Genomic DNA, 13,851 nt, shown 5'->3' on the forward strand with positions numbered 1-13,851 from the left:
CTATCCAAATCGGGGTAGGTCATGGCGAATCGGGGAGCCGCTTTGATCTTGCTTGCATCAGGCCAAACTTCCTAAACTACTGCCCGCCACGGATTCGGCATGTTCAGAGGGGGGAGAGGTTAGATGGAAACCATACAAGTCAACGCACTGATCATCGGGGGCGGAGCCTCCGGACTGTGGCTACTCGATCAACTGCGGCGCGAACGTCGTTCGGCCCTGCTCGTCGAATCGCACGCCTTGGGAACCGGCCAAACGATTGCCGCCCAAGGGATTCTGCACAGCGGACTGAAGTACTCGCTGCAAGGTCTGCTGACCGCCTCGGCTCGTGAAGCACGCGAAATGCCCGCGATCTGGCGGAAGAGCCTGGAAGGCAACGCCCAGCCGGACCTTTCGCAGACCAGCATCCGTTCGCAATCGTTCTATCTGTGGGGCACGAATTCGGCATCATCGAAGCTCGGCATGTGGGGGGCCCGGCTGGGGCTTCAGGTCACACCGAAGGCTGTCAGTCCGCACAACGCCCCTGCCCTGCTCAAAGGTTGCCCAGGGGCAATTTTCAACGTGGCGGAACAAGTCATTTCGTGCGGTTCGTTTTTGCAGAATCTGGCGGAAACGAATCAGCAAGCCACGTTTCAGGTCGATACCAAGTCCGGCACCGAGATCGTGCGAGATGCTTCCGGCAAGGTTCAAGCCGCGATCCTGACATCGGCCGACGGTCGCCAGGTACGCGTGGAAGCGGACTGGTATGTCTTCGCGGCGGGCAAAGGGAATGCGGCCCTACGTGTTGCGGCGGGCCTCGATCCTCGCAAGCAGCAGACACGACCACTACACATGGTGATGGTGCGCGGCGGACTGCCGGAGTTTTACGGTCACTGCGTCGATGGTGCCGCGACACGGGTCTCGATCACCTCGGCACGTACTGCCGAAGGAGAAGTGGTCTGGCAGGTCGGCGGGCAACTGGCGGAAGAAGGCGTTGGCATGGAGCGTGCCGAACTGATCGCCAAGGCTCAGCAGGAGTTGCTGGCTACATTGCCTGGGATCTCGCTCGATCGTGCCTGGTGGTCGACCTATCGCGTCGATCGCGCCGAAGGGACGACCATGACCGGCGGTCGCCCGGAATCGTTCAAAGTTGAAACGGACGGCAACGTCCTGACCGCGTGGCCTACCAAGTTAGTTCTGGTGCCGCAGTTAGTTGCCAGTCTCACGCAAACGATCAAACAGGCACCGATGCGCCCGGCATCGTTTGACCCTGCCATGACCGGTTGGGCGAAGCCAAGCGTCGCCAAGACGCCGTGGGATCGCGAGCAGTTCTGGACTCCGCTCAATGCATCTCAGGTAGCAGCCGCGTAATGTTGGATACACAGACCCGGCCTCTTGGGCAGACAGGCTTTACGGTCGGACCGATTGGTTTCGGTGCGTTCAAAATTGGACGCAATGCGAAGATCAAGTATCCGCAGCCGTACGATCTCCCTTCCGATGCGGAAGTCGCCGATCTGCTGGATGGTTTGATCGACTTGGGAATCCAGCACTTCGATACCGCGCCTGCCTATGGCATCAGCGAAGAACGGATCGGCAACTGGTTGGCTGGTCGTGATGTGCCGGTGTTGGTATCGACGAAAGTCGGCGAGCTGTTCGAGGATGGCGAGTCGCGATACGAGTTCGGCGCTGATTCGATCCGACGTAGCGTTGCCACTAGTCTTCGGCGGCTGCGGCGAGATGTGCTCGACATTGTTTTGATTCATACACCGCACGATGATGTGCGGATTCTGAAGGAATCGCCGGTCGTTGAGACGCTTCAGTCGCTCAAAGATGCAGGCGACATCCGTGCGATTGGCTTGTCGGGCAAAACGGCCGCAGGTGCCGAGATGGCCTTGGCGTGGGCCGACTTGTTGATGGTCGAGTTCAACCCAGACGATCTTTCGCATGCCGATGTGATCGCCAAGGCGGGGAAGCAAGGGCTGGGTGTCTTCGTGAAGAAGGGACTCGCTTCCGGGCATCTGCCACCCCTAGGAGCAATTCCGTTTGTGCTAAGCCAATCAGGCGTGAGCAGCCTGGTGGTTGGAGGTCTCAACCTGCAGCACATGGCCGAGAACTTGCGTCTGGCGACATCGGCGCTGCAAGGCTCTTAGTTCTGCTCGATACAGCGGAAGCCGGTGAAGTTGTTGCTCATCTCTGGCGATAGTTTGCTGCGATACCACACCATCGCCTCGCTGGTTCCGGTCTGATCGGAACTCAGCCAGCTCCCGCCTCGCACGACTTTCAATTCCCCGGTTCGCGGTCCGAAAGGATTGCGTGGCTCGATCCGGACGAGGCTGTCTTCCGCGTACCAACTGCTGGTCCATTCGGCGACGTTGCCGGCCATGTCGTACAGCCCGTGAGCGTTGCTCGGAAAAGTTGCGACCGGGGCTGGTTCGGCGTAGCCATCGGCGGCTTGATCACGTAGCGGGAAAGCGCCTTGCCACAGGTTCGCATGCGACTCGAGCGGCCGTGGTGTGGTCGTTGGCCAGGGATAGTCTTGTTCCAACTGCTTGCCTCGTGCTGCCGCTTCCCACTGGAACTCGGTCGGCAGGCTTTTGCCGGCCCACTTGGCATAGGCGTTGGCGTCGTACCAGCTGACATGAACGACCGGGTGATCATCTTTGCCGAGAATCGACGAGCCTGGGCCGGCTGGCTGACGCCAATGGGCTCCCTGCTTCTTCATGAACTGATGGGTCTGCTTGTCGAAGCAAAGCGACTCGCCTCGCCGTTCGGCGTCGGTCTGATAGCCGGTTTGCTCAACGAACTGGCCAAACATCGCGTTGGTGACTTCGGTGCGTTCGATCGAGAATGGATCGAGGTGAATCTGCTGGGCAGGCTGGGCGTGGCGAGGCCCCGAGTCCTTGCCAACCAGGTATCGCCCGCCTGGAATGGGATGCAGCACCGATAGTGGCTGAGCGGTCGTTTCCGGGCCGTCGATCGCCAAGGGAGGCGGTGTCGGCGCGAGCGCTTGCCCCATCGAGAAGTAGATAGCACCGCCAGCGATCAGGCAGATGATGCCGAGGCCGAGCGTTGTCTTCGATTGTTTCATCCCGAAGTTCATCCTTGCACTTGGGTGACAGGCAATGCGGTGCGTTACTTAAGCTTTTGCCGCATACGGCGGCTGTAAGCTTCCAGCTTGCGGCGTTCGGCTTCCGAGAGCGACTCCATCCCGGACTGGTTCACTTTTTCCAGGATGCGTTCCGCTTCTTCGTCCGAGTCATTATAGGGATCGTAGTCGTCGTCTTCGGTATGGATCCGAAGGCGTGGCGACCGCCGCGGCCATTTGGGCAGAGCCAGCTTGCTGGGGATGAATTGTCCGAAGCGAATTCCGCTGAAGAAGTAAATCAGACCGAAGCCAATCCCTGCCAGGTGAGCTGAGTAAGCGACATCTTCCTGACGACCAAAGATATTAGTCACCAGCATCAGCACGCCGATCGCCCAGGCGGGGACCGGAATGAGAAAGCCGAGGTAAACGGTCATCTTCGGATAGAGGCAGACGAACAGGATGAAGATCGTCGAGACGGCACCTGAGGCCCCAGTCATGACCGCATTCAAGCCCAGTCCGACCGTCACGACATTCCAAGCGATACCGCACAGCACAACACTGATGAGGTAGATCTTCAGGAACTCGGCCTTGCCGTAGCGATCTTCGACAAACCGACCGAACATCCACAGCAGGAACATGTTCGAGAAGATATGCCAGCCGGCACTCGGACCGCGGATGGCATGCAGGAAGCCATAGGTCAGGTATTGGTACCAATACTGTGGCTGATACAACGTTTGGGTATGCACGCCAAACCATTGGGCCAGGTCGAGCTGCAGCAGCCAATCAAACAGGAAGATCCCCACGTTGATGTAGACCAACAACATGGTGGCTGATTGATTGCTCGCCGAGAAGGACATTGAATCGTCCGGCTCGCGATAGTATTCCCGATCGTAAAGGCCCATTTCCTATCCGTAACACAAAGACCGAGGCGACTGCGGAGCGTGTTCCAACACGCTTCCACTCAAACTATCTTAGGTGCGCCGTACAGAAAAGTGCAGTGTAGCCTCGATTCCTCAGAATCGGCGGCAAGCTGCAACGTGTTACTAGATGATAGCTTAAGACACCGAAATAGGTGGTAAATCGGTGCCATGCGACTGCCCGTAATCCAGGGCAGCCAGGAAGAATACGGTGGGATGCTCGCGATTTAGAGGGCGAGCGTCAGCGAATCTGGGTCAGCCTTGTCGAGTTCTTCCTGACCCAGTTTACGCAAAATCGCGTCGCTGGCTCGCTGAAGTTCTTCGACCAGGGCCTGATTGGTGCGGTAAAGCTGGCTGTTCAATTGCAGGGTTTCAGTCAGATACTTCAGCAACTTGTCTTTGTAGACAGCGATCTGTTCCTGCTCGTAAACAACCTTCTGCTTATCGTCCTGCAGCTTCTGCTTTTCCTGGGTGCGATAGGAGACGACATCCTTGGCGATCGTTTCCGAATCGGTCAGCATCTTGATGTCTTGTTCCAGGGTGTACTTCATGTCGCGGAGGTCTTCGACCCGTGTCTTGAAGGCGTGGAACTGAATCACGAAGTCGCTGAGCGGACGAACATAGACCTGCTTGTCGACCGTCACGATCCCCTGATCGACCAGCGATTTACCCGGTTCACGCGAGGTGAGCAGCACGACCTGGTCTCCCTTGCTGAACTTGGTCGGAGCGCCCTGCTTCAGGTACTCGGCTGCGGCCAAACCGGTCGCCGGCTCGAATTCCTGGGTGATGCCCGAGGTCGCCACCTGGGCGTCGACCGGCACTTCATGGTCTTGCTGGAATGTGACCATGCTCAGCACGGCCAGTTGAGGATCGTCAGCCTGGGCATCTTGCCCGGTACGCTGGATGTCGGTCACCAACTGGTTGACCATGGTATCGGTCAGGCCACCGGTGCGAGAGGCAGCGCCAATGATCAGGGCGGCGACTTCATCGTTGCCCATATCGGCGAACAGCTTGTGTTCGTCGACCGGCATCTTGTCGTACAGCATCCAAGGGGTTTGGATGTTCAGCACGCTTTGCTGACCGCCGTCGAGCTTAGTGGTAGGTTCGACCGTGACGTTGTTGTCTTGAATGGTGCGAACGACGAATTCCCCGATGAAGAACGCCGGCACAGCGATCGAAGGATCGTTGGGGTAATCCATCTGGCCGAAGGCATAGACGATGTCATCCGGAGCGAGTGACCGCTGACCAGGGGCAGCCGCCGGAGCTGCTGCAGCACCGCCAGCCGCTGGAGCCGCAGCATTGGTTTGGATTGGTGGCAGGATCAAGTTGATCTGCTTGCCATTGATGGCGCCACGGGAAACGTTGCGCCACACGCGACCACGATCGTACATGGCACGTTTCAGCTCCGCTTCGGCGCCGACGATGCTATCGACTGGCTTGGCGGCCGTTTCTACGTGGCCTGACATCGGATTAATGGCGCGGCCATATTGCAGCATTTCAACCTGCATGGTGGCCTGGGCGAGTTCTTTTTCGCGTTGCTCTGCCAGCTTCTTCCACGACGTCTCGGTCTTCAGCACGGCCGAAGCGATCACCAAGTAGGCGAAGGCAGCGCCGAACGTCAAGAACAAGCTCAACACATGCAGGACATTCCAGTTCGCCGCGTTCAGATACGAGAAGATCCCGAACAAAAGTACGAGCACGGCAATGACAATGTAGAAGACGGTCATGTGGTCTTTGGTGCTGAGATTTGGCGGTCGTGACAGTGACAGAAAAGGTTGTGCATGGACCTGGGTTTACGGGGGAGAGAACCAGTAGGTACTGGGCACTCTGCGCAAATCCATCGGTGTATTGTACTTCAGGCCCAAGGCTTTTCACGGAAAATGCCATGGCATTCCAGAGAAATCACCCTGAGATCATAAATTGGGTATTTTGGGGAGTCAATAAGCTCTTTCAAACGACAAGTGTCGTAAAGCCTTACTGCAGTGAATCTTAGGTTGCAGTTTGAGAATAGGTCGGACGGAATAACCGGCAAATTCGTTCAAGTCCGAACGGTTTCCGGGCCGAAATGATATCGAAAGCGGAACGTTCTCCCCCGGAATGATTCGCTGCCGAACGATTTCACATGCCCGAGCTGAACAAGGCTTATGCCCTGTTCGGGGAGGGTACGACCGCTGAACTCAGGGAAGGAATCCCATGGCAGACTCGGAGCGAACCTCGCCACAGCTTGTGGTGGAATTGATTCGCATGGCCATTGAAATGGCTTCGTGCGAGAAGACGATGCGAGCCGCGATCGCGGAAGTGGTTTCGCCGTTTTCTTTGTCCGAGAACGCCTTCTTCGTTCTGGTTCTGTGCCAGCAGAACTTGGAGAAGCCTTTGCCCCAGGCTGCCTTGGCCAGGACGGTGGGCCTTTCTCCTGCTCAGCTTAGCAACCTCGTCGAACAGCTAAGGCAAGATGGCTGGATCGAATCGAGTCGCGATGCCAACGATCGGAGGCGTCAGTTCTGGACGCTAACGCCAGATGGCAATCGCCGCTTGGGCGAGATCCTTCCCAAATTTCACGAAGCCTGGCAATTCGACCAACTTCCCGTCGATCCGCGAACGTTGCTGGACGGATTCCGGCAACTTGTCGCGCTGCTCGGGTCTTCGTTGAAATCACGACCGACCACGATGTCGGTTCACCCAGCCACATCCCAAGCCGCATAGGGACATGGGTCAGCATGCGTTTCCGAACAACTTTCCAACGAACTAAAACTCGACAACCAGCCGCCGCCAGTTGTTGGTTCTCGCTCGCGTTGCTGATGAGCGGGCTCTTTCTGGTGGGCTGCCATTCGCCGGCGTTCTATCGCGTTCAAGCCGATGACGACGCCTACGGGCTGGTTCAAGAGAAGAACTACGACCCGCGCTGGCATCTGAACCGGATCACCATCGATCCGAATCCAGCGTCGCGTATGTACGATCCGTTCAATCCCGATTGCCCACCTATGCCGCTGGATGATCCGGCCGCGAACCAATACATGCACGTGGTCGACCACAAGCAGGCCTATTGGGGCTGGGAACGGGATGGCGTCACGACCGACGTGGCGAACCCTGATTGGTTAGCCCATATGCCGTTGAACGACGAGGGCGAACTGCTGCTGAACGTCGACAAGGCGGTCGAGCTGGCTCGGCTTAACTCGCCTACGTATCAGCGCGAACTGGAAGACCTGTACCTTTCGGCTCTCGATGTGAGCTTCCAACGCTTTCAGTTTGATGCCCAGTTCTTCGGGGGTTACGAAACATTCTTCACCGCTGATGGACCGATCCGCGGGGGTGGTTCTTCCTCCAGTGTCCTGGAAGCGAATACGCGCAACATTCAAATGGAAAAGCTGTTCGCCACTGGTGGCCAGCTTGTCGTTGGCTTTGCCAACAGCTTGATGTGGGAGTTCTCGGGACCGAATCGCGACTCGGTGAACAGCGTGATCGACTTCTCGCTGGTGCAACCTCTGCTGCGAGGCGGCGGTCGCAAGGTGGTCCTCGAAAATCTCACGCAGCAAGAGCGTAACCTGCTGGCCTCGGTTCGTGATATGGAGCGATTCAATCAGTCGTTCTATCTCGATATCGTGGCTGGCCGCGGCCTCACGCCGGGACCTCGGCCTGGCGGTGGCTTGCCGGGCACCGGACCGAACGGTTCGTTTGGCGTGGGTGGTTACTACGGACTGCTGCAGCGTCAGCAAACGATCCGCAACCAGGAAAGCAACATCGCTTCGCTGCGTAGCAGTCTTTCGCAATTGGAAGCATTTTTTGAAGCTGGGCGTATCGACTCGTTCCAGGTGGAACTTACCCGTCAGTCCCTCTTCCAGACACAAAGCTCGCTGCTCTCGAACAAGACGCAGTTGGCCAACTCGCTCGATCAGTTCAAGATCGACATGGGTTTGCCGCCAGAGTTGAACGTGGCGATGGAGCGTGACAACTTCTTTGACCAGTTCAATCTGATCGACCCAGCATTCACGCCGGTGACCAACAAGCTGAACGATATTCAGTTGACCGTGGGCAACTCGCTGCTGGAAGTCTTGCCCGATCCGGAAGGTATTGATCCTACGCAACCGATTGAACCAAACCTGGTCTGGAACGAAGACGTCGAAACACGACTTAAGGCAGTTCAAACGTTAACGCAGCAGTTGAAGGTGATTCTGCAGTTGGTTCACGAAGACTTCTTTCCGCTGGTCGAACAAGACGTGCAGCGACTGGAAGACAACCTCCCCAATCGCGTTGCCGACCTGAGAGAGATTCAAGAGAAACTGGCCGGCTACAGCGAGAAGGTGCCGGACGAAGCGGTCTCGGAAGGAGTGCTCAGCACGCGTCGGTTGCAAGAGCTGCCTCCGCAGTTACGTACCGTGTTGGCCGATCTGAAGACTCGCTTCGCTCAGCACGAACAGATCCTCGATCAGATCAACAACAACGTCAGTAAGGTCATCCAGGATGGTCCGACGTTACCGCCAGGTCAGCTTTACGGACAAGCCAAGGCTGCGGTCTTCGATCCGGTGCCGGATGAAATTCAAACGTTGATTGCCGATGTGCTCGGACTGTCGCTGGTCCAAGCCCGGGCACGTGCTGAAACCGTTTCGTTGGTGCCAGTCGATATCTCGTCGGATACTGCACTCGATGTGGCTCGTGTTTATCGACTCGACTGGATGAACGCTCAGGCCGCCTATGTCGACTCGTGGCGAAACATCCAAGTCGTCGCTAACGACCTGTTGAGCGATCTCGACATCGTCTTCACGGGCGAGCTTGGCAACGTCGGTGATAACGGTGTGAAGTTTAATAGTGACAACGGTCGATTGCGGGCAGGCCTGGAATGGGACGCTCCGCTGACGCGACTGGTCGAGCGAAACAACTATCGGGAAGCCCAGATCGAATACCAGCGAACGCGTCGTGCGTATTATCAGTATCGCGACCAGATCAGCCAGGGGCTTCGCGATGTGATTCGTACACTCGACTTGAATCGCATCAACTTCGAGCTGCGACGAGCCGCCGTTCAGGTCGCCATTTCGCAGGTCGAACGGACCCAGCTTCGCTTGCAAGAGCCTGCCAAGCCGAACCAAACCAATCAGCAGTTCGATTCCAGCACGGCTCGAGACTTGTTGAATGCGTTGGATAGCTTGCTCTCGGCTCAGAACGACTTCCTGTCAGTCGGCGTGAACTACGAAATTCTCCGCCGCGGGCTTGATATCGACATGGGAACGGTTCAGCTTGACGACCGTGGTATCTGGATCGATCCAGGCCCGATCGATGGCACCTACTGGGAAGATCAGTTGGCCAACATGCAGATTGGTGGCGAGATCCCAGAACTGATCGACCTGCATCCGATTCCAGAGCCGATTGAGGCACCGACCGACATCGATCCAAGCGAATCGGAGATCACCGCGCCGGGCGAACTCCCTCCGCCAGCGGTCGAGCTTGAGCCAACGCAGGCACGTCCCATCATGCCGCCGGAACTCGAGCCACCCAAATGAGCCGGCAATGGATCAAAGGCAAGTGGCCTACATTGTCTATCCAAGCTGCTTGCCGCAAACTGCCAAAAGGAAAAGTCGTGGTCGTAACTCTTTTTAGAACCACGATTTAGTTGACTGCCCGAATGCCGTTCTAACAATGTTTTCCGGTATAAGGGAATCCTTCGGCCATTTTCGGGGTTTCATCGAGCATGAAGTACTTCGGGAGTCGATGAACTTTGCAGGGTATCGGCTACCAGCCCCCAAATCCTAGGTAACTTGCTGCTAACCAAAGGGTTAGATGCATAAACCAACGTGGAATTGTGATGGTTTTCGCGTGATTGTGAACGCCTGGGCTGTTAGAATGAACCAGTGCTCTCGGGCATACTCCCATCCTTTCTATTGCTGTGCATGGAAATCCATGGTTAGGTCCATGCATCCTACCTTCGACGAGAAACGTCCATGGCTAGCATGAAGCCTAGTTTGCTGAACACTCTCCTTTCGCGCGGATCGCTTACTGCTCGTCGCCAGTCGATGCGTGGTGGTTACTTTGCCAAGGCGGCCATTGTCTGTCTGGTGATCGTCGGTGCTGCCGGCTACTACTACTTCGGAATGGCGAAGAAGGGACCGAGCCTCCATGGTGCGACTTTTCACGAAGTCACCAAGGGAGATTTCGTTCACGATGTGGTCGAGAAAGGGGAAGTCGAGTCGGCTCGAAACGTCGATGTGATGTCCCTGGTCCGTAGCTCGCGCGAAGTGAACAGCTTCGAGATCTTGTGGGTCATTGAAGAAGGCAAGCAAGTCGAAGCTGGGGATGTGTTGGTGCGTCTCGACTCTTCGGCTTTGGAAGAAGAAGCAAAGCTTCAGCGTCTAGACCTCAGTGGTTCGATCGCCGGCCTGGCCAAAGCCCAGAACGAACTCGAAGCTGCCCAGATCGCCATGACGGAATACGTCGATGGTCTGTTCGTGCAGGAACTGCGAGAGATCGACGCGGAAATCACGTTCGCTAAGGAAACGCTCCGCCGTGCGGAAGAGTACTATGCCTACAGTTCGCGTCTGGCGGCCAAAGGCTTTGTGACTTCCTTGCAACTGGAAGGGGATCGGTTCGCCGTCGATAAGGCGAAGATCGAGCTTGAAAACGCGACCCACAAACGGGGCGTGCTGATCAACCAAACCAAGGAAAAGAAGATCAAAGAGTTGGAAAGCGCGATCGGTGTCGCCACGGCAGACCTCGAGTCGGCCAAGGAACGCAACTCAATCGAGCAGAAACGCCTCGATTTCTTCCTCGAACAAATCAAGAACTGCACTATCACCGCGCCGGCAGCGGGCCAGGTGGTCTATGCCAACGAACGTGGTAACCGCGAAGCATCTGAATTCATCGTTGAACCTGGCACCTCGGTCCGCGAACGTCAGACGATCATTCGCCTGCCAGACTACAGTGCGATGCAGGTCCACGTGCTGATTAATGAATCACGTGTGGCGATGGTTCAAGCTGGGATGCGTGCCACCATCTCGCTCGACGCCTTCGACGACGTCAAACTGGAAGGTACCGTCACCAAGGTGAACGAGTATCCAGAACCAATCAGCCGTTTCGGTGCCCAGGTCAAGCGTTATGCGGCGGTCGTTTCGATCGACGGTTCGCCTCGTCAGATCAAGCCGGGGCTGACGGCAAACGTTGCCATTCACGTCGAAAAAGAAGACAACGCCACGTTGATCCCCGTTCAGGCGGTGCTTCCTTACGGGGACGACTACTACTGCATGGTTCAGGTCAGCCCTGAAGAAGTTGAACCTCGCAAGGTTGACCTCGGCTCGAACAACTCGCGATTCGTGGTCGTGCGAAACGGTGTTTCGCCAGGCGACTTTGTCTCGCTGAGTCCGCGTGACCTGGTCGAACAGGTCGAAATGCCAGAGCTACCGCCAGAACAGTTGAACTCGAAGGGACCGCAAAAGGGTGGAGCTCCTGGAGAAGGTAAGCCTGGTCGTCGCGGTCCGCAGAGCCCTGGTGAGGGAGACGACTCTCAGGCCGATACTAAGCTCGTTGAACGACCGTCGCGCGATATTAGCGCCGATGTTCCGCCGAAAGGCTCGGATAAGCGTCCGGAGGTGACTGAGACTTCGTTCACTCAGGAAACCACCATTGAGAAAGACCCGGTGCGGATTGCTGAAGATCAGCCTCCGCAACCAGCGGGAGGTGCTCAGTGAATTACGCCACGCGCGTAGTTGACCTCAAGAAGATCTACCACCTCAAAGGCGAAACCGTTCACGCGCTGCGAGGGATAAACTTCGATGTTCCCGAGGGTGACTACGTTTCCATCATGGGGACGTCGGGCTCTGGCAAGAGCACGCTCCTCAACATGCTCGGTTGTCTTGATCGTCCTTCATCAGGCCAGGTGGTCTTGGGGGGACGCGATACCAGCACGCTTACCGACGATCAGCTTTCGCAGCTACGTGCTTCTCGCATCGGGTTCGTGTTTCAGTCGTACAATCTGATTCAGCAACTGACGGTGATCGAGAACATCGAGGTTCCACTCTTCTACCGAGGTCAGGTCACCGCTGCCGATCATCATCGTGCCCGCGAGTTGGCCAAGATGGTCGGCCTGGGCGACCGTATGGGGCACCGTCCGACTCAGCTTTCTGGTGGTCAGCAGCAGCGCGTGGCGGTGGCTCGCAGCTTGATCAACAATCCAGACTATATCCTGGCGGACGAACCAACTGGTAACCTCGACTCGCGCACGACCGAAGAAATCTTGCATTTGTTCGAGACTCTCAACGACGAGGGACGAACGATCATCCTGGTGACGCACGAAGACGACGTTTCGCATCATGCCAAGCGGTCGATTCGTTTGATGGATGGTCTGATTAAAGAAGATCACCCGGTCGAAAGTCGCCGCTCGGCGAAGGCCAAGGGTGGTATGAATACTTCGGCACTCAACCTGACGTAAGCAAGCGAGAACCTATCCCATGCTCGGGCTCCGTATCTGGAAACTTGGAATCAAAAGTCTGCTGCTGCACCCGATGCGGTCGCTGCTGACGATTCTGGGTATCTTTATCGGCGTGGCGAGTGTGATCTGGCTGCTGGCGATCAGCGAAGGGATCAGTGCCAAGGCTCAGCAGCAGATTGAAAAGCTGGGGGCTGAAAACATCATCGTCCGCACGGTCAAACCGCCATCGGAAGCGATCTCGGAGCAGCGTGGTCCATTGACCTATGGATTGACCCGCGACGACTGGCAGCTGTTGGATGAAACGCTGCACTCGGTCGAGACCGCCACCCCAATTCGTGAGATCCGACGGCAGTTTCGGCATGGCACCAACGCGGTTCATGGTCGCCTGGTAGGTTGCACGCCGGAGTATGCCCGGCTGAATCATTTGGAAGTACAGCCTCGCCGCGGGCACTTCATCTCGCAGGTCGAAGTCGCTGATCGCTCGAATGTTTGCGTGTTGGCGGCAGAAGTCGCGGACGCGCTGTTTGGATTCGAGAAGCCAGTCGGCAAGACGATTCGCGTCGACGACGATCTTTACACGGTTGTCGGTGTCTTGAAGCCGAAGGCCGCAACTGCAGCTGTTGGCGGCAGTCTTTCAGGTCAAGCGTACGATAAAGACGTCTATATCCCAATCACCACGCTCTGGCAGCGGATTGGCGATCATGTGGTGACGATCGAAGGGGGAACGTTCTCCGGCGAGATCGTCGAACTGAACCAGATCACGCTGAAGGTTGTCGCTGCTAATCAAGACATGTCGAACCAGGTCATGGATACGGCCGAGCTGGTCCGGCAGAGCCTTGCCCATCACGATCGCCTCCGCGATGTCTCGGTCGTGGTGCCATTGGAACTGCTGGAGCAAGCCAGGCAGACCAAGTTTATGTTCATGGTCTTCATGGGGCTGATCGCGGCGATCTCGTTGCTGGTGGGTGGTATCGGCATTATGAATATCATGCTGGCAACGGTGACCGAACGCACCCGAGAGATCGGGATTCGCCGGGCCCTGGGCGCCAAACGAGGCGACATCATTCGCCAGTTCCTGGTCGAAACGATCGTGCTGTCGGTGGTTGGTGGGCTGACAGGCGTTCTGGGTGGTTTGCTCTGTATTCCAGCGGTCGACCTGGCTCGCTTCCTCGCATCGACGTATGATCCGGCGGTGATTGAAACATTGCCAGAGTCGATTCGGGACGTGCGTCCCCAGATCGTTCCACTTTCGATTCCACTTGCCTTCGGGATCTCGGTGGTCGTGGGGGTTATCTTTGGGCTTTACCCCGCCAGTCGTGCGGCCGATCTCGATCCGATCGAGGCTTTACGGGCTGCCAATTAGTGGCCTGCAAAGATGCCCATTCTCGCCAGGGGCGAAGCGCGTTATTCTGATACGTTCTTCGCGATACGGATATTTTCCCTAAGTCCCTCAACTTCAATCG

Annotated in this window: 10 protein-coding genes; 7 read left to right on the forward strand and 3 right to left on the reverse strand. The window is 56.9% G+C overall.

What is annotated here, in order from left to right:
• Window positions 1-123 precede the first annotated feature (123 nt).
• Complete coding sequence (locus tag ABD890_RS15380) at window positions 124-1,347, forward strand: FAD-dependent oxidoreductase (protein WP_345091366.1); 1,224 nt, start codon at window positions 124-126, stop codon at window positions 1,345-1,347.
• The gene (locus ABD890_RS15385) at window positions 1,347-2,126 is read left to right on the forward strand and encodes an aldo/keto reductase (protein WP_345091369.1); all 780 of its coding nucleotides are present in this window, start codon (window positions 1,347-1,349) and stop codon (window positions 2,124-2,126) included. The genes ABD890_RS15380 and ABD890_RS15385 overlap by 1 nt, the downstream gene beginning before the upstream one ends.
• Here the strand turns inward: ABD890_RS15385 and ABD890_RS15390 are convergent.
• The 3 genes from ABD890_RS15390 to ABD890_RS15400 form a co-directional block, all read right to left on the reverse strand.
• On the reverse strand, window positions 2,123-3,064 hold the full coding sequence (locus ABD890_RS15390) for a formylglycine-generating enzyme family protein (RefSeq protein ID WP_345091371.1): 942 nt from the start codon (window positions 3,062-3,064) through the stop codon (window positions 2,123-2,125). The genes ABD890_RS15385 and ABD890_RS15390 overlap by 4 nt on opposite strands.
• Before the next feature lie 44 nt (window positions 3,065-3,108).
• Window positions 3,109-3,963 (reverse strand): rhomboid family intramembrane serine protease, encoded by an 855-nt coding sequence (locus tag ABD890_RS15395; protein WP_345091374.1) that lies wholly within the window; start codon window positions 3,961-3,963, stop codon window positions 3,109-3,111.
• Window positions 3,964-4,205: 242 nt separating this feature from the next.
• Window positions 4,206-5,705 carry a hypothetical protein gene (locus ABD890_RS15400; RefSeq protein WP_345091377.1) on the reverse strand — a complete coding sequence of 500 codons (1,500 nt, stop codon included), beginning with the start codon at window positions 5,703-5,705 and terminating at the stop codon, window positions 4,206-4,208.
• Between the two features lie 466 nt (window positions 5,706-6,171).
• Here ABD890_RS15400 and ABD890_RS15405 point away from each other — a divergent pair, with 466 nt between their 5' ends.
• The 5 genes from ABD890_RS15405 to ABD890_RS15425 all read left to right on the forward strand — a co-directional run bounded on the left by ABD890_RS15405 (window position 6,172) and on the right by ABD890_RS15425 (window position 13,751).
• A complete protein-coding gene (locus tag ABD890_RS15405) occupies window positions 6,172-6,681 on the forward strand; it encodes a MarR family winged helix-turn-helix transcriptional regulator (RefSeq protein ID WP_345091380.1) in 510 nt (169 codons plus the stop codon).
• 14 nt (window positions 6,682-6,695) lie between these two features.
• Window positions 6,696-9,470 (forward strand): TolC family protein, encoded by a 2,775-nt coding sequence (locus ABD890_RS15410; protein WP_345091383.1) that lies wholly within the window; start codon window positions 6,696-6,698, stop codon window positions 9,468-9,470.
• A gap of 438 nt (window positions 9,471-9,908) precedes the next feature.
• Window positions 9,909-11,648: an efflux RND transporter periplasmic adaptor subunit gene (locus tag ABD890_RS15415; RefSeq protein WP_345091386.1), complete on the forward strand. Its 1,740-nt coding sequence runs from the start codon at window positions 9,909-9,911 to the stop codon at window positions 11,646-11,648.
• On the forward strand, window positions 11,645-12,388 hold the full coding sequence (locus ABD890_RS15420) for an ABC transporter ATP-binding protein (RefSeq protein ID WP_345091389.1): 744 nt from the start codon (window positions 11,645-11,647) through the stop codon (window positions 12,386-12,388). Before ABD890_RS15415 ends, ABD890_RS15420 begins: the two co-directional genes overlap by 4 nt.
• 19 nt (window positions 12,389-12,407) lie before the next feature.
• The gene (locus tag ABD890_RS15425; protein ID WP_345091392.1) at window positions 12,408-13,751 is read left to right on the forward strand and encodes an ABC transporter permease; all 1,344 of its coding nucleotides are present in this window, start codon (window positions 12,408-12,410) and stop codon (window positions 13,749-13,751) included.
• The last annotated feature ends 100 nt before the right edge of the window (window positions 13,752-13,851 follow it).

This window comes from Bremerella cremea (genome assembly GCF_039541315.1).
Lineage (GTDB): Bacteria > Planctomycetota > Planctomycetia > Pirellulales > Pirellulaceae > Bremerella > Bremerella cremea.

Coding starts and splice junctions, on each gene's coding strand:
- ABD890_RS15380 (WP_345091366.1), top strand. CDS start 124: ATGGAAACCATACAAGTCAACGCACTGATCATCGGGGGCGGAGCCTCC.
- ABD890_RS15385 (WP_345091369.1), top strand. CDS start 1,347: ATGTTGGATACACAGACCCGGCCTCTTGGGCAGACAGGCTTTACGGTC.
- ABD890_RS15390 (WP_345091371.1), bottom strand. CDS start 3,064: ATGAAACAATCGAAGACAACGCTCGGCCTCGGCATCATCTGCCTGATC.
- ABD890_RS15395 (WP_345091374.1), bottom strand. CDS start 3,963: ATGGGCCTTTACGATCGGGAATACTATCGCGAGCCGGACGATTCAATG.
- ABD890_RS15400 (WP_345091377.1), bottom strand. CDS start 5,705: ATGACCGTCTTCTACATTGTCATTGCCGTGCTCGTACTTTTGTTCGGG.
- ABD890_RS15405 (WP_345091380.1), top strand. CDS start 6,172: ATGGCAGACTCGGAGCGAACCTCGCCACAGCTTGTGGTGGAATTGATT.
- ABD890_RS15410 (WP_345091383.1), top strand. CDS start 6,696: ATGCGTTTCCGAACAACTTTCCAACGAACTAAAACTCGACAACCAGCC.
- ABD890_RS15415 (WP_345091386.1), top strand. CDS start 9,909: ATGGCTAGCATGAAGCCTAGTTTGCTGAACACTCTCCTTTCGCGCGGA.
- ABD890_RS15425 (WP_345091392.1), top strand. CDS start 12,408: ATGCTCGGGCTCCGTATCTGGAAACTTGGAATCAAAAGTCTGCTGCTG.